Consider the following 18,213-nt stretch of genomic DNA (forward strand, 5'->3'; position numbering starts at 1 on the left):
TCAGGCGAGGCAGACCAGCAGGTCGCCGCCCTCCACCCGGGCCACGGCGTCGATCGCCAGACGGGACACGGTCCCCGCCTTCGGCGCGGTGATCGAGGCCTCCATCTTCATCGCCTCGATGGTGGCCACCGTCGCACCGGCCTCGACCTCGTCGCCCTCGGCGACGGCCAGCGTGACCACGCCCGCGAAGGGGGCGGCGACGTGCCCCGCGTCGGACCTGTTCGCCTTCTCCGCCGTGCGCACCTTCGACGCCAGCGCCCGGTCCCGGATCTGGAGCGGCCGCAACTGGTCGTTGAGGGTCGCCATCACCGTGCGCACCCCGCGCTCGTCGGCCTCGCCCAGGGCCTCCAGCTCGATCAGGAGCCGCACGCCCGGTGACAGGTCGACCGAGTGCTCCTCCCCGGCGCGCAGGCCGTAGAAGAAGTCCGCGCTGGACAGCACGCTGGTGTCGCCGTAGGCGTCGCGGTGCTCCTCGAACTCCCTGGTCGGGCCGGGGAACAGCAGCCGGTTGAGCGTCGCCCGGGTGTTCTCGGCCAGACCGGCCCTGTCCTCCTCGGTCAGCTCCGCCACGGGGCGCGCCTCCGCGCGGCCGGCCAGGGCCCGCGTGCGGAAGGGCTCGGGCCAGCCGCCGGGCGGGACGCCCAGCTCGCCGCGCAGGAACCCGACCACCGAGTCCGGCACGTCGAACCTGCCCGGATCGGCCTCGAAGTCGGCCGGGTCCACCCCGGCGCCGACCAGGTGCAGGGCCAGGTCGCCCACCACCTTGGAGGAGGGCGTGACCTTCACGAGGTGGCCGAGCATCCGGTCGGCGGCGGCGTACATCGCCTCCACGTCCTCGAAGTGGTCGCCCAGCCCCAGCGCGACCGCCTGGGTGCGCAGGTTGGACAGCTGGCCGCCCGGGATCTCGTGGTGGTAGACCCGTCCCGTCGGCGAGGTCAGCCCGGCCTCGAAGGGCGCGTAGACCCGGCGCACGGCCTCCCAGTACGGCTCCATCTCGTTGACCGCGTCCAGGCTCAGGCCGGTGGCGCGCCCGGTGTGGTCGAAGGCGGCCACGACGGCCGACAGCGACGGCTGCGAGGTCGTGCCCGCCATCGACGACACGGCCCCGTCCACGGCGTCCGCGCCCGCGTCGACCGCCGCGAGGTAGGTGGCCAGCTGGCCGCCCGTCGTGTCGTGGGTGTGGACGTGCACCGGCAGCTCGAACTCGCGGCGCAGGGCCGAGACCAGCCGCGCCGCGGCCGGGGCGCGCAGCAGCCCGGCCATGTCCTTGACCGCGATCACGTGCGCGCCCGCGGCGACGATCCGCTCGGCGAGCCTCAGGTAGTAGTCCAGCGTGTACAGCTTCTCCGAGGGGTCGGACAGGTCGGAGGTGTAGCACAGCGCCACCTCCGCGACCCCGGTGCCGGTCGCGCGTACCGCCTCGATGGCCGGGCGCATCTGCTCGACGTCGTTGAGGGCGTCGAAGATGCGGAAGATGTCCACGCCCGTGGCGGCGGCCTCCCCGACGAAGGCGTCGGTCACCTCGGTCGGGTAGGGGGTGTAGCCCACGGTGTTGCGACCGCGCAGCAGCATCTGGAGGCAGATGTTGGGCACGGCCTCGCGGAGCGCGGCCAGCCGCTCCCAGGGGTCCTCGGCCAGGAAGCGCAGGGCCACGTCGTAGGTGGCGCCGCCCCAGGCCTCCAGGGACAGCAGTTCGGGCATGGTGTGCGCGACCGCGGGCGCCACCGCGAGCAGGTCCCTGGTGCGGACCCGGGTGGCCAGCAGGGACTGGTGGGCGTCCCGGAACGTCGTGTCGGTGACCCCCAGGCGCGGCGAGTCGCGCAGCCAGCGCGAGAACCCCTCCGGCCCCAGCTCGGCCAGGCGCTGGCGCGTCCCCGGGGGCGGGGAGCCGGCGGGCAGCGCCGGCAGCTTCGTGGCCGGGTCCACCAGGTGCGGGCGCTCCCCGTGCGGCTTGTTCACGGTCACGTCGGCCAGGTAGGTGAGCAGCCGGGTGCCGCGGTCCGCGGAGGGCCGGGCGGTCAGCAGCTGCGGCCGCTCCTCGATGAAGGAGGTGGTGGCCCTCCCGGCCTGGAAGTCGGGGTCCTCCAGCACCGCCTGGAGGAAGGGGATGTTGGTGGCGATGCCGCGGATGCGGAACTCGGCCACGGCCCTCCGGGCCCGGCTCACCGCCGTGGCCAGGTCCCGGCCGCGGCAGGTCAGCTTGACCAGCAGGGAGTCGAAGTGGGGGCTGATCTCGGTGCCCGCGGCCGAGGTGCCGCCGTCCAGGCGGATGCCCGAGCCGCCGGGGGAGCGGTAGGCGCTGATGATGCCCGTGTCGGGGCGGAAGCCGTTGGCCGGGTCCTCGGTGGTGATGCGGCACTGGAGCGCGGCGCCGCGCAGGTAGACGGTCTCCTGGGCGATGCCGAGGTCGTCCAGGGTCTCGCCGGAGGCGATCCTCAGCTGGGCCTGGACCAGGTCGACGTCGGTGACCTCCTCCGTCACCGTGTGCTCGACCTGGATGCGCGGGTTCATCTCGATGAAGACGTGGCTGCCGTCCTCGCCGACCAGGAACTCGACCGTGCCCGCGTTGCGGTAGCCGATCTCCCGGGCGAAGCGCACGGCGTCGGCGCAGATGCGGTCCCGCAGGCCGGGGTCGAGGTTGGGCGCGGGGGCCAGCTCGATGACCTTCTGGTGGCGCCGCTGGAGCGAGCAGTCGCGCTCGTAGAGGTGGACGACGCCGCCGCTGCCGTCGGCGAGGATCTGCACCTCGATGTGGCGGGGGTTCACCACGGCCCTCTCCAGGAACACCGTGGCGTCCCCGAACGCGGTGGTGGCCTCGCGCATCGCGGCCTCGACCGACTCGCGCAGCCGCCCGGCGTCCGGGACGCGGCGCATACCGCGCCCGCCGCCGCCCGCGACGGCCTTGACGAACAGCGGGAAGCCGATCCCCTCGGCGGCGGCCACGAGCTCGTCCACGTCGGAGGACGGTTCGCTGGACTCCAGGACGGGGACGCCCGCGGCCCTCGCCGCGGCCACGGCGCTCGCCTTGTTGCCGGTCAGGTCCAGCACGTCGGCGGGGGGACCGACGAAGGTGATCCCGGCCCTCTCGCAGGAGCGGGCGAGCTCGGGGTTCTCGGACAGGAAGCCGTAGCCGGGGTAGACGGCGTCCGCCCCGGCCTCGCGGGCGGCGCGGACGATCTCGTCCACGGAGAGGTAGGCGCGGACCGGGTGGCCGGGCTCGCCGATCTGGTAGGCCTCGTCGGCCTTGAGCCGGTGGAGCGAGTTGCGGTCCTCGTGGGGGAAGACGGCGACGGTGCGGGCGCCGAGTTCGTATCCGGCGCGCAGGGCGCGGATGGCGATCTCGCCCCGGTTGGCCACGAGCACTTTGCGGAACATGCCGGGTTCCTCCTGATCGTTCAGGTGTGATGCCGGGGCGCATGGTCCGGCGCCGTTGCCGGGGCCCACGGGAGGGTGGATCACGGGCACCCTAGCCACACGGCGGGGCCCGGCCGCCACCTGGGGTGCGCCCTTCGTGGGGCCGGCGGGTCGCCCCGCCGGGCGCCCGCCGGTGCGGCGGCCGGGGCCCGCCCGCCCCGGCCTCAGGGGTTGACGCGCTCCGTCCAGTCGGGCGGGACCCGCCCCTCCGGTCCGGGAACGGGCTGGTCCGACGGGTGGCTGCTCGGCGGGGCCAGCTCCGGGCCGATCGCCATCTGCTGCCCCCGGAAGTCGAAGAACCAGTCCTCGCCCGGCTCGAAGCTCTGGATGATCGGGTGCCCGGTGCCCTCGTGGTGGCGCGTGGCGTGCCGCCCGGGCGAGGAGTCGCAGCAGCCGACGTGCCCGCAGGCGGCGCACCGGCGCAGGTGGACCCACCACCCCCCGCCCTCGAGGCACTCCTGGCAGCCGGTCCCGCTCGGCGGGACGGACGGGTCGATCTCGGGGACAGCGCTCTCTCCGTTGCTCATGGCGACCACGCTACTCACCGGACACCGGATCGGAACGCGACCCGCTGACCGGCCGGGACCACTCCTCCCCGGCCAGTGCCCCGCGCACCCCCTCGGCGGTGGTCTCCCGCAGCTCCTCGTCTAGGAGCAGCCAGCGGGTGATGCCGATCGACTCCAGGAACGGCAGGTTGTGGCTGGCGACCACGAGCGCGCCCTCGTAGGACTCGAGCGCTCCCGAGAGCTGCCGCACGCTGGCCATGTCGAGGTTGTTGGTCGGCTCGTCCAGCATGACCAGCTGCGGGGCGGGCGCGGCGAGCATCGTCGCGGCGAGGGCGGCGCGGAAGCGCTCCCCTCCCGAGAGGGTGCCCGCGGGCTGCTCGGCGCGCTTGCCCTTGAACAGGAACCGCGCGAGCTGGGACCGGATGTGCTGGTCGGTGACCCCCGGCGCCATGCGCGACACGTTCTCCACCACGCTCAGCTCCTCGTCGAGCACGTCCAGGCGCTGCGGCAGGAACCGCAGGGGCACGAACGCCTCGGCCTCGCCGGAGGAGGGCTCCAGCAGGCCGGAGAGCGTGCGCAGCAGCGTGGTCTTCCCCGCCCCGTTGCGTCCGATCAGCGCGACGCGCTCGGGGCCGCGCAGCTCCAGGTCCCCCTCCCGCAGGCTCCCGTACGGCAGGGACAGCCCCCGGGCCCGCAGGACCACGCGGCTCCCGGGCACGGCGGTGTGCGGGAGGTCCACCCTGATCTCCGCGTCGTCGCGGACCGCGTCCGCCGCCTCCTCCCGACGCTCGCGCGCCTCGTCGAGGCGCTCCTCGTGCACGCCGCGCAGCTTGCCCGCGGACTCCTGCGCGGACCTCTTGAGACCTCCCGCGATGATCTTGGGGATGCCGCCCCGGGCGTCCAGGCGCTTGCCGTTGCGCTGGCGGCGGGCCAGTTTCATCCGGGTCTCCTCCAGCTCGCGCCTCTGCCTGCGCACGTCCGCGTCGGCGGCCCGCAGGGTCCGCTCCGCCGCCTCCTGCTGGGCGGCCAGCGCCTCCTCGTACGCGGACAGGTTGCCCCCGTACCAGGTGACCGAGCCCGCCCGCAGCTCGGCGACGCGGTCCACGCGCTCCAGCAGCTCCCGGTCGTGGCTCACCACGACCAGCACCCCGGAGCGCCAGTCGTCGACGGCCTCGTACAGCCTGCGGCGGGCGAACACGTCGAGGTTGTTGGTGGGCTCGTCCAGGAGGAGGATGTCGGGGCGCTCCAGCAGCAGGGCGGCCAGGCGCAGCAGGACGGTCTCCCCGCCGGACATCTGCTCCACGGTGCGGTCCAGCTCGACGTGGCCCAGGCCGAGCGAGCCCAGGGTGGCCAGGGCCCGCTCCTCGACGTCCCAGTCGTCGCCGACCGCGTCGAAGTGCGCCTCGTCCACGTCCCCGGCCTCGATGGCGCGCAGCGCGGCGCGCCGCTCGGCGACGCCCAGGGCCTGGTCGACGCGCAGCGACGTGTCCAGGGTGACGTCCTGCGGAAGGTAGGCCAGGCTGCCGCCCGCGGACACCGAGCCCCCGGCCGGGCTCAGCCGGCCGGCGAGCAGCCGCAGCAGGGTGGACTTGCCGGCGCCGTTGGCCCCGACGAGCCCGGTGCGGCCCCGGCCGACGGAGAGTGAGAGCCCGTCGAAGACGGGTGTGCCGTCCGCCCATCGGAAGGAGAGGGCGGAGCAGGTCAGGGAGACGCCGGTGGCGGGCGTACTCGGCATGGTGTTCCTCGCGGTCGCAAGCGCTGTGAATGGGTGGCTTCGTGGGCGAGCACCACGCGGCGGCCGCGTCTGAGGAGACGGGAAGGGTCCCGGGAGCATCGGGGACGTCCTGCGCCGAGGTCGCAAGCACGCGGGGTCACCGACGGCGTGGAAGCCAGTCGGGGTGTGACCGGTGTACGGGCCGGGCCGTACCGCGTGGTGATCGCGAACCTCAGATGCGCAACGTCCACCTCTGTCGTCGACAACAGGACGTGCGCCACTTTAGGGGATGGTCCGCCCCGGAGTAAACCGTGTTTTCCCGTGGCGTGTGCGCAGGTCCGGCGGGCGCCGGGGCGGGGGCCGTCCGCCCCGGCGGACCGGCGGGGTCACCGGCGGCGGCGCCCCCAGCCGGAGCCGTAGCCCGCCACGTGCAGTGCGAGGCACAGCAGGCCGGCGAGGGCGAGGGTTCTCGTGGTGACGAGGTCCTGGATGCCCGTCCCGAGGAGTTCGAGGAGCAGGGCGAGTCCGAACAGGACCGCGGCGGCGGTGGCGAACACGGGGCCTCCGAGGGGGTGGTGGGTGTGTTCCCGGGAGCTACCCGTCTACCCGTGTGCCGCGGCGGTAACCACGGGGCGCGTGGCCGCCGCCGACGCGGGTGCTCCGTGCCGTCGCGGTTCCGCGCCGACCCCGGCCCCGGCCCCGCTATTCGTGCGTAGCCGGGGCCGGCCGCGGATCAGCGGTCGGTGGCGGGCCGCTCCTGCGGGAACTCCTCCCCGTCCCCGGGGCGGTGCGCCGGTCCCTCCAGGGAGGCCCGGGGGACAGGCCGTGCCTGGTGGTACGGGTGCCGGCCGGGGTCGTGCGGCTCGGGCCGGTCGTACCCCGGGGAGGGCGCGTGGGGCGGGACGTGCCCGGTCCGCTCCGCCGGCGGCTGCCCCTGCTCGTGCCCGGCCCGGGGGTCGGGCGGAGCCGCCGCCTCCCCGTCGGGGCGGTCGTTCTCGTCGCTGAGCCCCTTGGCCTCGGCCTTGAGGATCCGTGCGCTGCGCCCGAGCGACCGCGCCAGCGCGGGCAGCCTGCTCGCGCCGAACAGCAGGAGCGCGATCACCAGCAGGATCATGATCTCGCGTGCGCCGATACCCATGTCGTCGTTCCTTTCCTCGCGGGGATCACGTGCCCGGGGCGGGCGGCCCGGGTTCACCGCCGGTCCCCGCCGGGCGGTTCGCCCGGCAGGAAGCGGAACCCCGCCCCCGTCTCGGTGACGAAGTAGCGTGGCCGTCGCGGATCCGGTTCCAGCCGCCTCCTGATGTGGGACATGAACACGCGCAGGTAGTGGTGTTCGGTACCGTACCCGGGCCCCCACACCTCACGCAGCAGCCTGTCCCGCCCGACCAGGGCGCCGGGCTCGGCCGCCAGCACCTCGACGATGCGCCACTGCCGGGGCGTCAGGGGCACGGGCCGCCCCTGCCGCGTGACGCGCTCGGCCCGGAAGTCGATGGTGAAGTCCGCGGTGACGAGCGGGGGAGGGGGCGGGTCCGGCGCCGCCCGCCGCCGCATGACCGAGCGCAGGCGGGCGAAGAGCTCGCCCATGGAGAAGGGCTTGGTGACGTAGTCGTCCGCGCCCGCGTCCAGCGCCTCCACCTTGGTCGCGGCCGCGTCGTCGCCCGACACCACCAGGACGGGGGCCTCGCTCCACACCCGCAGGCTCCGCAGGACGCCCAACCCGCCCAGGGACGGCAGGCACAGGTCGAGGAGGACCGCGTCGGGGCGGTGTTCGGAGGCCAGGGCCAGCGCCTGCTCCCCGGTCGCCGCGTAGAGGGGCGCGTACCCCCGCGCGCGGAGGTTCATGCCGAGCGTCCTCCGGACGGTGAGGTCGTCGTCGACCACCAGGACCCCTGGAATCCGCTCCATCCTCCCCCTTCCGTTCCGGGACCCCGCCGCCGGGGCCGGGCCCGCGTCCGGCGGTCCCCGCCGGTGCCGAGGGGGAGGGGCCGGCGCTCGGCGCGGCCGGCGCGTCCGGTCCGCCGGAACCATCGAAGGGGATTCCTGGGGCGCGGGGGCGGGTCCTCACGGTTTCCATGCGGGTTCGGGCCGGGATCCTGACGCCTTCCTGACGTTCGCGGGCGCGGGGCGCGGCGGCCCGCGCCGCCGGGGCACCGTCATGGCAGCAGCGCCCCGGCGCCGGAGGAGGGTCGGCGGCGCCCGGCGGGCGGACCCGCCGGGCCGGCGGAGGCCCGGCCCGGCCCCGCGGGCGCGTTCAGGACAGCCTGCCCACCGGGTCCTCCCCGGCCCGCCACCACACCCCGAGCCGCTGCCGCGCCACCAGCCACCCCGCGTCCGTCCGCACGAAGTCCCAGTCGTAGGGCCCGCCCATCTGGAACGGCCCGCCCGGGTCCGCCTCTCCGCCGACCGCCACGAACCACATGTAGCCGATCCCCGTCGCCCGGTCGCCCGCCACCTCGAACGCCGTGTTCAGCAGGTGGTGCTGCATGTGCGCGTACGCCTCCTCCGCGTCCCGCACCGTGCGCAGGATCTCCTCCCGGCCGCGCACCGCCTCCCACGGTCCGAACTCCAGGACCGCGTCCTCCGCCCAGCAGGCGATCCAGGCGTCCCAATCCTGCGCGTCGAGGGCGCGCCACCCCCGCACCAGCAGTTCGCGCAGGGACTCCTTGACCGCGAGGTCCTCCAGGACGCGCAGGCGGTCCTCCAGGAGGCCGAGGCGCCGCACCGTTCCGGCCGCGTCCGCGGGACCGGGCCGTACACCGTCCCGCGCCGGGCTCACTGCGCGCTCCCGACCGGGCGCAGCACGATCTCGTTGACGTCGACGCCGGGTGCGGCGGACACCGCGTAGGCGATGGCGTCCGCGACCGCCGCCGCGGGCAGGGCCACCGCGCGGTAGGTCCGCATCGCCTCCCGGGCCTCGGGGTCGGTGATGCCGTCGGCCAGCTCGGACTCGGTCACACCGGGCGAGACGAGCGTGACCCGCACCGCCCCGCCGGACTCCTGGCGCAGCCCCTCCGTCAGGGCCCGCACGGCGAACTTGCTCGCGCAGTAGACGGCCGCGGTCGGGGAGACCTCGTACGCCCCCACGGACGCCACGTTCACCACGTGCCCGGAGCCCTGCGCCCGCATCACCGGCAGTGCGGCGCCGATGCCGTGCAGCACGCCCCGCACGTTCACGTCGACCATCCGCTCCCACTCGTCGGTGAGGCCGGCCGACAAGGGGGAGAGCGGCATCACCCCGGCATTGTTGACGAGGACGTCGACCCGGCCGAAGGCGTCCCGCGCCGCGGTGACGAAGGCGTCCACCGAGCCCGCGTCGGTCACGTCGAGGCGCCGGCAGGCGGCGGTCGCGCCGCCCCCCGTCAGCTCGTCCACCAGGCGGGTGAGGCGGTCGGTGCGCCGGGCGCCCAGGAAGACGCGGTGGCCGTCGGCCGCGAGGCGCCGTGCGGTCGCCTCGCCGATGCCGCTGCTCGCGCCGGTGATCAGAACACTCTTGGGGACAGGCGTGGCGTGGTTCATACGGGTGTGCCCTCTCTCGGGGGTCGGTCGGATACGGGCGCCGCCCCGGCCTCGCGGGCCGGGGCGGCGCCGTCGTGATCCACCGTCCACCTTCCGGGCCGGCCCGGCCAGGACGCGCTCTGCCCGGACCGGGCGGTCCTGGGTGCGGCACACCCCGGCACGGGCCTCCCCGGCCCGCGACGCCCCTGCTGACGGACGCGGGCCGGGGGAGCGCTACCGGCCGACGGCGCGGCCCGCGTAGTCGGGAGCCGGCTCGGCGAGGGCCGCGAGGCCCGCCGCGACGTCCTCGGGGAAGGGCACCGCCCGGCCCGGGCCCCGGTCCACGTGGAGCGCCATGAGCTCCTCGGTCGCCGCCAGCACACCGCCGACCCGCATCTCGTGGCAGAGCCGCGCCTTCTTGGCGGCGGGGCCGTCCGGACCGGGGCCGACCACCCGGGTGCGGATCTCGACCTCGGCGTCGGCGGCGACTTCGTGCAGGTACCGCACGTGCGCCTCGACCGTGTACAGCGAACAGCCGGTCCGCTCCCGGTAGGCGGCGTCCAGGCCGACCCGGTCCATCAGCGCGTCCGTCGCGAACCCGAAGAGCAGGACGTAGTAGGCCTCGCTGAGGTGGCCGTTGTAGTCGATCCACTCGGGGCGGAGCCGCCGGACGAGGGTCGCGCTCACGCCTGTCCCCCCGCCCGCTCGGCGGCCTCCGCGCGTTCGACCTCCTCGAGCGCCCGGGCCACCGCGATCAGGCGGCGGTCGCGCTGGGCGATCAGCTCGGCGGTGGAGCGCCCGGCCACGACCTCGTCGGTGCCCGCCACCATGCGGTCCCGCAGTTCGGCGGTGAGCTCGGGCGCCTCCAGGCGGGTCCACGGGGACTTCAGGGACGGGCCGAAGTGGTCGAGCATGTGCGCCATGCCGCCCTCTCCCCCGGCGAGGTGGAAGGTCAGGCAGGGGCCGAAGAAGGCCCAGCGCAGCCCGGGGCCGCTGGTCATCGCCAGGTCGATCTGCTCCACGGTCGCCTCTCCCTCGGCGACCATGTGCAGGGCCTCGCGCCAGGCGGCCTCCTGGATCCGGTTGCCGATGAACCCCGGGAGCTCCTGCTCCATGGTGATCACCGACTTGCCCGCGGCGCGGTAGAAGTCCGAGGCCCAGTCGACGGCCCACCGCTCGCTCCGCGCACCGCCGACGACCTCGACCAGGGGGACGAGGTAGGGCGGGTTGAACGGGTGGCCGACCACGAGCCGTTCCGGCGTGCGCGCCCCCACCTGCATCTCGCTCATGCTGTAGCCGGAGGTGGACGAGGCGATGACCACGCCCTCGGGGGTGGCGGCGTCGATCTCGGCCAGCAGGTCGATCTTCAGGTCGAGGCGCTCCGGTGCGCTCTCCTGGACGAAGTCCGCCCCGGAGACGGCGTCGGCCAGCGTGTCGGCGACCCGCAGGTTCGCCGTGGAGGCCCCCTCCGCCAGGCCCAGGCTCTCCAGGGCGGGCCAGGCCGAGGCGACCAGCCCGCGCAGCCTCCTCCCGGCGTCCGGGGCGGGGTCCCAGGCGACCACCCGGTAGCCGCGGCCCAGGAAGTGGGCGACCCAGCCGCCCCCGATGACACCCGCTCCGACGCAGGCGACCGTGCGCACGGCCCCGGGGGCGGTTCTCGCGTTCTCCGTCATCGTGCTCCTCATGTGGTGGCGTTGTGCGGTGGCGTTCGTCGTCGGACGCGGGTCAGGCCGCGCCGCGGAGTCCGAGCATGGCGCGGGTCTCGTCCGGTGTGGCCACCCGGGCGCCGAGCTGCTCGATGATGCCGACGGCCTTCTCGGTGAGCTGGCCGTTGGTGGCCTTCACCCCGCGGCTGAGGTAGAGGTTGTCCTCCAGGCCCACCCGGGCGTGCCCGCCGAGCAGCACCGACTGCGCCACCCACGGCATCTGCTTGCGGCCGATGGAGAAGCTCGCCCACTGCGCGCCCGCCGGGAGCATGTTCACCATCGACAGGAGGACGCCCGGGTCCGACGGCGCGCCGTAGGGGATGCCGGTGCACAGCTGGAACATCGTCGGGTCGTCGATCAGGCCCTCCGCGTGCATGGTCCTGGCGAACCACAGCTGGCCGGTGTCGAAGATCTCCAGCTCGGGGCGGACCCCGAGCTCCTGGATGCGCCTGGCGCCCGCGCGCAGCATGTCCGGGGTGGAGATGTAGACATGACTGCCGTCGCCGAAGTTCAGGCTGCCGCAGTCCAGGGTGCAGATGTCGGGCAGCAGCTCCTCCACGTGCGGCAGGCGGTCCAGCCCGTTGACGAGGTCGGTGCCCTCCTCGAACCGGAGGGGGTCCTCCTGCCCGATCACCAGGTCGCCTCCCATCCCCGCGGTGAGGTTGATGACGATGTCGGTGCCGGTCTGGCGGATGCGGTCGACGACCTCCCGGTAGAGGGCGCCGTCCCGCGAGGGGGCGCCCGTCTCGGGGTCGCGGACGTGGATGTGCACCGCGCTGGCGCCGGCTCCGGCCGCCTCGACCGCGGCGGCGGCGATCTGCGCGGGCGTCACGGGGACGTGCTCGCTCCGGCCGACGGTGTCCCCCGCGCCGGTGAGGGCGCAGGTCAGGATGGGCTTGTGGTTCATGGTGTCGCTCACGGCGGTGCTCCGTCTCTGTGGGTGCGGCTTCTCGGGCTCGGACCGGGCGGGCCGTCGGGCACCGCGAGGGGCGCGGCCGGGCCGTGCGGTCCGAAGGGGCGGGGCGCCGGAGGGCTCAGTGCCCCAGGACGTCGCGGTCGATGACCGACCGCAGGGTGTCGCGCATGTGCTCGACGGATCGCCCGGGCATCCCGGTCATGACCTGGATCCCCAGGCCGTCGATGAGGGCGGTGAGGCGCCGGGTCATCTCCTCGACGTCGAAATCCCCGAAGACCCCGCTCTCCTTCCCCTCCCGGAGGGTGCGGGCGATGGTCTCGTGCCAGCGCCGGTAGGAGGCGGCGTGCAGCTCCCGCATCTCGGGGTCCAGCGCAGCGGCCGTCCAGACCTGGAGCCAGATCGACCACTCCAGCCGCAGCCGGTCCGAACCGGGGAGCTGGAGCTCGATGAGCCGGAGGAGGCGCTCGTACGGGTCGCCGACGGTGTGCAGCCCCGCGACCTGGCGGTCGAACGCCTGCTTCACCGAGTGGCGCAGCGCCTCCACGAGGAGGTGTTCCAGGGTGGGGAAGTGGTAGTGGACGGTGGCGCTGGACGTCCCGCAGGCCCGGGCCACCTGGGCGACGCGGACCGAGTGGTACCCGTGCTCGGCGATGAGGGTCCAGGCGGCCTCGATGATCTGGAGCTTGCGGTTGTGCTCCCGGGCGGCCCCCGGGTGGTCGGCCAGGCTCGCGGGCGGCGGCCTCACCGCCGACGAGTCGCGCGGCGCCGCGGAGACGGTCTCGGCGTCGTCCCGGCCGTTGAGCAGCCAGTTGACCGTCACCCCGGTCTCGTCGGCGATGCCCGCCAGTTCCAGGGCGGTGAAACGCCGGGCGCCGGTCAGGGACTTGGAGAGTTTGGTGGGGTCGATGCCGAGTCTGGCCGCGAACTGCCGCTGGGAGAGGCCGGATCGGCGGATCGCCTCGCGGGCCCTGCCGCGCACGTCGTCGGCCACGTTGTCGCTCACGGGGAGAACGTAACAGCGATGTAGCGATTTTCGCAACGCATGCATGGTTGCCACTTCGTTGTAGAAGCGTCGGCTTGACAGCGAAGAACCCATGAAGCTCTTACTGCCATGTGCTTTCCGTGATCCGACGGCGATCGGAGGGCGAGGTGAAGTGCAACGATGCGATAACCGACTGGTTGATTAGTCAAACGCAACACAGTAGTAACTGGATGGTCCGCGCCCTCGAACCCGGAGGTGACCCGAGTCATCCGATGGAACATCGACAACAAAGTCTTCTGGCCCGCGCTGATCATGGTGATCGGCTTCAGCGCGCCGTTCGTGATCGCGCCGAGGACGGGTGAACGCCTGCTCGGCGCCGTCCTGTCCCGGCTCCAGTCCGACCTGGGCTGGGCCTACATGTGGTTCGTCGCCGGGCTCGCGGTACTGCTCGTCTGGCTGGTCCTCAGCAGGTACGGCCGCATCAGGATGGGCGACCCCGACGACCGTCCCGAGTTCTCCACCCCCACCTGGCTCGCGATGATCTTCACCGCCGCGATCGGCGGCGGCCTCATGTACTGGGGGATCATCGAGTGGGCGCACTACCACGGGGCTCCCCCGTACCAGCTCGAGCCGCACGGCACCGAGGCCGCCGAGTGGTCGGCGACCTACCCCCTCTTCCACTGGGGCCCCACCGCCTGGGCGGTCTTCTGCGTCCCCACCCTCGCCCTCGCCTACGCCTACCACGTACGCAGGGTCCGCCGCCTGCGCCTGAGCGAGGCGTGCCGCGGCGTGCTCGGCGACCGCGTCGACGGCTGGCCGGGGCGGGTGATCGACGTCTTCTTCATCCTCGGGATGATCGGCGCGGCGGGGACCTCGCTGGCCCTGGCCGTGCCCACCGTCGCGGAGGGCGCCTCCCGCATGCTGGGGGTCGAGCCGGGCGCCACGCTCAACACCGTCGTCATCGGCCTGTGGACCCTGCTGTTCGCCGGGAGCGTCGCCCTGGGCCTGCACCGCGGCCTGAAGCGCCTCGCCAACCTCAACCTCTACCTGGCCGCCGCCCTGGGCGCCCTGGTCCTGGCGGTGGGCCCGACGGTCTTCGTCATCGACACCTTCACCAACAGCGTCGGCCTGCTCGCCCAGAACATCGTGCGGATGAGCACCTACACCGACCCCGTCGGCGGCTCGGGCTTCGAGGAGGTCTGGACCGTCTTCTACTGGGGCTGGTGGATCTCCTACGGGCCCTTCGTCGGCATGTTCTGCGCCAAGATCTCCAAGGGCCGCACCGTCAGGCAGATCATCGTCGGCATGTGCGGCTTCGGAAGCCTGGGCTGCTGGCTGTCGTTCGCGCTGCTCGGCAACTCCGGCATGGCGTTCGAGCTGCGGGGGGAGGCCCCGGTCGTCGAAACGCTGGAGACCGAGGGCGCGGTGTCCGCCATCTTCGCCACGCTGGAGGCGTTCCCGCTCAGCTGGGCCATCACCCCGCTGTTCCTGCTGCTGTTGCTGGTCTTCCTGGCCACGACCCTGGACTCGGCGTCCTACACCATGGGAGCGGCCACCTCCCGCGACCTGCCGAACGAGGTCGAGCCCTCACGGCCCAACCGCGTGCTCTGGGCCCTCGTCCTCGCGGCGGTGTCGGTCTCGGTGATGTCCGCGGGCGGAACCGACGCGTTGCAGACCCTGTCGGTCGTGACCGCCTTCCCGCTGATCGTCGTCCTGAGCCTGGTCGCCGCCTCCCTCGTGCGCTGGCTCCGGGAGCACGACCGCTACCGCTCCGGGGTCTCCGGCCCCGCCCGGGACGGCGAACCGGGGCCCGGGGGGCACACCGGCGCCTGAGCGCCGGCGCGCACCGCTTCCTCCCCGGCACGCGGTACCGGCGGGCCCCGCCGTCCGCGCCCCCGTGCCGGGGACGGCACGCGCCCCCGCGTCCCCGTCCGGCCTCCTGCGCGTGGTCGCCGACCCCGAGGGGAGGGGGCCGCGTCGTCGGCCCGGCGCCCTCCGGGCGGACGGGCCCCGGAGACGGCCTCCCGGAACGGTCCCGGGGGTACGGGTCCTGGAAACGCCGAAGGCCAGAGCCGAAGCTCTGGCCTTGGGTGATGCCGGTGGGCGATACAGGACTCGAACCTGTGACCTCTACCGTGTCGAGGTAGCGCTCTAACCAACTGAGCTAATCGCCCTCATCGGGGGATGAGGTACTGCGCACTGCGAGGCGGAGACGGGAATCGAACCCGTGTGCAGGGATTTGCAGTCCCTTGCCTCAACCACTCGGCCACTCCGCCAGGAAACGACATGGGGAACGTCGAGTGACACCCATGCGGGCCTCTCCGAGCGGACGACGGGATTCGAACCCGCGACCCTCACCTTGGCAAGGTGATGCTCTACCAGCTGAGCCACGTCCGCATGTGCGCCGGGCTGACGACCCGGCACCGGTACCGCTCCACCATCCGGAAATGGTGGAGCCGAACCGTTCGCGAGCGGACGACGGGATTCGAACCCGCGACCCTCACCTTGGCAAGGTGATGCTCTACCAGCTGAGCCACGTCCGCGCGGCGAGTGGTGGCGACCCCCGAGGTCTCCCTCGTGCGTCCCCCTCGCTGCGTTAAGAACTCTAGCGGATTCCCGGCCAAGCGCGAAATCGGATTCGGCGGGGCGCACGCGGGAACGCGCCCGCGCCCTGCCGTGGCAGGCCCTGCGGACGACCTGCCGCGGCGGCAGGAGTCAGTTCTCCACGTGTGCGGGCGTGGAGGGCATGTCGGGGCGGGGAGGCGCGGACAGGTACTGGCCGACCCGCTCGATGACCTTGTTCATCTCGTAGGCGATCAGGCCCACGTCGCTGTCGGAGTCGGACATCAGCGCCATGCACGCGCCCTCGCCCGCCGCGGCGACGAAGAGGAAGGCGCGGTCCATCTCGATGATGCTCTGGCGGATGTCGCCGGCGGAGAACTGCTTGCTCGCACCGCCCGCGAGGCTGTGCAGCCCCGAGGCGATGGCCGACAGGTGCTCGGCGGCGGGGCGGTCCAGGCCGCTGGAGGTGGCCATGAGGAGTCCGTCGGTGGACAGGACGATGGCGTGCTGTGTTCCGGAGGCGCGCGTGAGGAGGTCGTCCAGCAGCCAGCTGAGTTCTCCGCGGGCGGTGCTCGGTGGGGTCATGTCTCTCTTTGCTCTGTCGGTTGTCGGGGCGTGCCGGGACACGCGCACTGGGGGTGCGGCGGGATCGGCCGGGAGGGAGAGTTCTGATCAGCTGCGACCGGTCCCGCATAAGCGTTGCCCAGATGATAGTCATTCGTAACTTATCTGTCCGGCCGACACGGTGGGTACCGGGTGGGCCGCGCTCCGAACCGAGGCGTGTGACCAGTCGCGATGGGCGGGTTCGGGCGGGTCCGGGACCGGACCGGAGGCCGGTGCCGGTCACTTCCCTTGCCAATCCGGAGGGGCGGCGGGTAGGGAGGTTCCGGGGTTCGGGGGCCCTCCGGGGTGGGAGTATCGGGAAGACACCGGCCCGACCTGGGCACTTGAGAACTTGGGGGTTGGAATGAGGGTGTGGATCGCGGGTGCCGGGTACGGCCGCGGCGCCGTCGTCGACGAGAGCGAGGCGCGCATCCCCGCGCTCGACCACGGGATCACCGTGGGGGACGGGGTGTTCGAGACGGTCCGGTCCCGGAACGGCCGCCCGTTCGCGCTCACCCGCCACCTGCGGAGGCTGGCCCGCTCCGCCTCCGGCCTGGGGATGGCCGAGCCGGACCTGGAGCTGATCGCCGACGGCGTCGGCCTGGCCGTGGCCGCCAACCCCGAGCTGGCCGACGCCCGTGTGCGCATCACCGTGACCGACGGCGCGGGGCCGCTGGGCTCGGACCGCTCGCCGGGCGAGCAGACCGTCATCGTGGCGCTGGGTCCCTTCCCGGGGATCCCGCCGCACACGGACGTGGCGCTGGCCCCCTGGCCGCGCAACGAGTTCGGCGCCCTGGCGGGCCTCAAGACCACCTCCTACGCGGACAACGTGCGGGCCCTGGCCCACGCCAAGGAGAGGGGCGCGAGCGAGGCGGTCTTCCGCAACGTGAGCGGGAACCTGTGCGAGGGCACCGGCAGCAACGTCTTCGTGGTGCTCGACGGGGTCCTGGTCACCCCGCCCCTGTCGGCGGGACCGCTGGCGGGCATCACCCGGGAGCTGGTCCTGGAGTGGTTCGGCGGGGAGGAGGCCGACGTGCCCATGGAGCGCCTGCCGGACGTCTCCGAGGCGTTCCTGACCTCCACGGGGCGCGACGTCCAGCCGATCCTGCACATCGACGGCAGGCGGGTCTCCGCCGGGGTGGGCCCGGTGACGGCCGAGGCCGCGGCGGTGTTCGCGGAGCGCTCCGCCGCCGACCTCGACCCGTGACGGGCGGCGGGCCGGACCGGGGGCGGCGCGGCGGGCCCTGCGCCCCCTGAGGCGGGGCTCCGGCACGACGGAGGGGCGGCGCACGGCGCGCCGCCCCTCCGTCGTGTCAGGGGTTCCCGGGTCCCGTACGGGGCCTCAGGAGTGGAGGTGCTGCTGGATCTCCCCGTCGAGGTCCACGAACTGGGCCTCCTGGCCCGCGGGCACGATCTCGTAGGTCCTGTGCAGGAACTCCGCCAGCGGGGAGACCTGGGTGTCGAACTCCGCCTGGCCGAAGGGCGAGGAGAGCGCGATGCTCACGCTGCGCTCGCCGCTCTCGTCCTTGGAGGGCCACACGCGCACGTCGCCCTCGCCCACGGGGCGCACGATGCCGACGGTGAGGAGTTCGCGCGCGAAGATCCACTCGACGGGGTTGTCCTCGCCGGTGTGGAACGCGACCCGGATCGCGTAGGGGTCGTCCGAGCTGTAGTCCAGCCGCGCGACCAGCGGAACCGAGGTGCGTTCGGGAACCACGAGCCGCAGGCCCAGCTCGGCGGTGGCAGTGGTGTCGCTACTGTTCATGTTCGCCAAACCTTTTCTCGTCCGGCCCTGCTCGTTGCGGCGCGGGTCGGTTGCCGTCTCACCCGCTCCAACGCGGCTTCCCGCGGAACATGACGTGAGTACGGAGACTTTCTTGGTCGGATGGGACCGGAGGTCTCGCTGCCCGCCCAGCGGGCCCAGCTCGCCGCAACGCGGCTCCACGATCCTTCGTCACTGTAATGACCAGGAGAAACCAAAGATTTCCCCATGTCGGGTGGTCCGCGTCACGCGGAGGTAATGTCGCGGCGGTACTCGACGGGGCCACGGGGGCGGGAACTCCTTCTCAGGGCGGGAATCACCACCGACAGAAGACACTCCCACGAACCCGCCGGTAGTAACGTGTGACCTCTGTCACAGGTTGGTGGGTGCGTCGGGCAGGCCGTGTGCGTCGAGCACCCCCGAACATGCGCTAAAGTTTTTCTTGTCCGGCCGAGAGGGCGGGCAGCGCAGCAGTTCAGGGCGATTAGCTCAGTTGGCTAGAGCGCGTCGTTCACACCGACGAGGTCACTGGTTCGAGTCCAGTATCGCCCAC

The 18,213-nt window shown here is 73.4% G+C and carries 16 protein-coding genes and 5 tRNA genes; 3 read left to right on the plus strand and 18 right to left on the minus strand.

Going from position 1 to position 18,213, the window contains the following annotated elements; all coding sequences use genetic code 11:
- The 12 genes from ACQPYD_RS07590 to ACQPYD_RS07645 form a co-directional block, all read right to left on the minus strand.
- Complete coding sequence (locus tag ACQPYD_RS07590; protein WP_433700359.1) at nucleotides 1-3,375, minus strand: pyruvate carboxylase; 3,375 nt, start codon at nucleotides 3,373-3,375, stop codon at nucleotides 1-3.
- A gap of 203 nt (nucleotides 3,376-3,578) precedes the next feature.
- A complete protein-coding gene (locus ACQPYD_RS07595) occupies nucleotides 3,579-3,941 on the minus strand; it encodes a UBP-type zinc finger domain-containing protein (RefSeq protein ID WP_344186289.1) in 363 nt (120 codons plus the stop codon).
- A gap of 10 nt (nucleotides 3,942-3,951) precedes the next feature.
- Entirely contained in the window at nucleotides 3,952-5,655 is a 1,704-nt protein-coding gene (locus ACQPYD_RS07600) for an ABC-F family ATP-binding cassette domain-containing protein (RefSeq protein WP_433700360.1), read from the minus strand.
- 365 nt (nucleotides 5,656-6,020) lie between these two features.
- Nucleotides 6,021-6,191, minus strand: coding sequence for a hypothetical protein (locus ACQPYD_RS07605; RefSeq protein WP_267948751.1), 171 nt, complete (start codon nucleotides 6,189-6,191; stop codon nucleotides 6,021-6,023).
- A gap of 176 nt (nucleotides 6,192-6,367) precedes the next feature.
- Nucleotides 6,368-6,772, minus strand: a complete 405-nt coding sequence (locus tag ACQPYD_RS07610) for a twin-arginine translocase TatA/TatE family subunit (RefSeq protein ID WP_433700361.1) — start codon at nucleotides 6,770-6,772, stop codon at nucleotides 6,368-6,370.
- A gap of 53 nt (nucleotides 6,773-6,825) precedes the next feature.
- Nucleotides 6,826-7,539, minus strand: coding sequence for a response regulator (locus tag ACQPYD_RS07615; RefSeq protein WP_433700362.1), 714 nt, complete (start codon nucleotides 7,537-7,539; stop codon nucleotides 6,826-6,828).
- Between the two features lie 346 nt (nucleotides 7,540-7,885).
- Nucleotides 7,886-8,410 (minus strand): nuclear transport factor 2 family protein, encoded by a 525-nt coding sequence (locus tag ACQPYD_RS07620; protein WP_433700363.1) that lies wholly within the window; start codon nucleotides 8,408-8,410, stop codon nucleotides 7,886-7,888.
- Complete coding sequence (locus ACQPYD_RS07625; RefSeq protein ID WP_433700364.1) at nucleotides 8,407-9,150, minus strand: SDR family oxidoreductase; 744 nt, start codon at nucleotides 9,148-9,150, stop codon at nucleotides 8,407-8,409. The genes ACQPYD_RS07620 and ACQPYD_RS07625 overlap by 4 nt, the downstream gene beginning before the upstream one ends.
- Before the next feature lie 213 nt (nucleotides 9,151-9,363).
- Nucleotides 9,364-9,816 (minus strand): thioesterase family protein, encoded by a 453-nt coding sequence (locus tag ACQPYD_RS07630; RefSeq protein ID WP_433700365.1) that lies wholly within the window; start codon nucleotides 9,814-9,816, stop codon nucleotides 9,364-9,366.
- Nucleotides 9,813-10,802, minus strand: coding sequence for a 3-hydroxyacyl-CoA dehydrogenase NAD-binding domain-containing protein (locus ACQPYD_RS07635; protein ID WP_433700366.1), 990 nt, complete (start codon nucleotides 10,800-10,802; stop codon nucleotides 9,813-9,815). The genes ACQPYD_RS07630 and ACQPYD_RS07635 overlap by 4 nt, the downstream gene beginning before the upstream one ends.
- 52 nt (nucleotides 10,803-10,854) lie before the next feature.
- A complete protein-coding gene (locus tag ACQPYD_RS07640) occupies nucleotides 10,855-11,754 on the minus strand; it encodes a 3-keto-5-aminohexanoate cleavage protein (protein WP_355014749.1) in 900 nt (299 codons plus the stop codon).
- A 115-nt stretch (nucleotides 11,755-11,869) separates the two neighbouring features.
- Nucleotides 11,870-12,754 (minus strand): TetR family transcriptional regulator C-terminal domain-containing protein, encoded by an 885-nt coding sequence (locus ACQPYD_RS07645; RefSeq protein ID WP_433700367.1) that lies wholly within the window; start codon nucleotides 12,752-12,754, stop codon nucleotides 11,870-11,872.
- Between the two features lie 234 nt (nucleotides 12,755-12,988).
- Here ACQPYD_RS07645 and ACQPYD_RS07650 point away from each other — a divergent pair, with 234 nt between their 5' ends.
- Nucleotides 12,989-14,566: a BCCT family transporter gene (locus tag ACQPYD_RS07650; RefSeq protein ID WP_433700368.1), complete on the plus strand. Its 1,578-nt coding sequence runs from the start codon at nucleotides 12,989-12,991 to the stop codon at nucleotides 14,564-14,566.
- A gap of 267 nt (nucleotides 14,567-14,833) precedes the next feature.
- On the opposite strand, the gene ACQPYD_RS07655 is transcribed toward ACQPYD_RS07650, so the two are convergent.
- The 5 genes from ACQPYD_RS07655 to ACQPYD_RS07675 form a co-directional block, all read right to left on the minus strand.
- A tRNA-Val gene (locus ACQPYD_RS07655) sits at nucleotides 14,834-14,907 on the minus strand.
- 30 nt (nucleotides 14,908-14,937) lie between these two features.
- Nucleotides 14,938-15,009: transfer RNA gene (locus tag ACQPYD_RS07660), tRNA-Cys, on the minus strand.
- 48 nt (nucleotides 15,010-15,057) lie between these two features.
- Nucleotides 15,058-15,130 (minus strand) — tRNA-Gly (locus ACQPYD_RS07665).
- A gap of 73 nt (nucleotides 15,131-15,203) precedes the next feature.
- Nucleotides 15,204-15,276: transfer RNA gene (locus ACQPYD_RS07670), tRNA-Gly, on the minus strand.
- Nucleotides 15,277-15,448: 172 nt separating this feature from the next.
- Nucleotides 15,449-15,880 (minus strand): roadblock/LC7 domain-containing protein, encoded by a 432-nt coding sequence (locus tag ACQPYD_RS07675; RefSeq protein WP_267948760.1) that lies wholly within the window; start codon nucleotides 15,878-15,880, stop codon nucleotides 15,449-15,451.
- 382 nt (nucleotides 15,881-16,262) lie between these two features.
- Between ACQPYD_RS07675 and ACQPYD_RS07680 the strand changes: the two genes are divergently transcribed.
- Nucleotides 16,263-17,105, plus strand: a complete 843-nt coding sequence (locus ACQPYD_RS07680; RefSeq protein WP_433700369.1) for an aminotransferase class IV — start codon at nucleotides 16,263-16,265, stop codon at nucleotides 17,103-17,105.
- Between the two features lie 135 nt (nucleotides 17,106-17,240).
- On the opposite strand, the gene ACQPYD_RS07685 is transcribed toward ACQPYD_RS07680, so the two are convergent.
- Nucleotides 17,241-17,663, minus strand: coding sequence for an SsgA family sporulation/cell division regulator (locus ACQPYD_RS07685; RefSeq protein WP_433700370.1), 423 nt, complete (start codon nucleotides 17,661-17,663; stop codon nucleotides 17,241-17,243).
- A 475-nt stretch (nucleotides 17,664-18,138) separates the two neighbouring features.
- Between ACQPYD_RS07685 and ACQPYD_RS07690 the strand changes: the two genes are divergently transcribed.
- A tRNA-Val gene (locus ACQPYD_RS07690) sits at nucleotides 18,139-18,212 on the plus strand.
- Nucleotide 18,213 lies beyond the last annotated feature (1 nt).

This window comes from Nocardiopsis sp. CA-288880, assembly GCF_050955985.1.
Taxonomy (GTDB): domain Bacteria; phylum Actinomycetota; class Actinomycetes; order Streptosporangiales; family Streptosporangiaceae; genus Nocardiopsis; species Nocardiopsis tropica.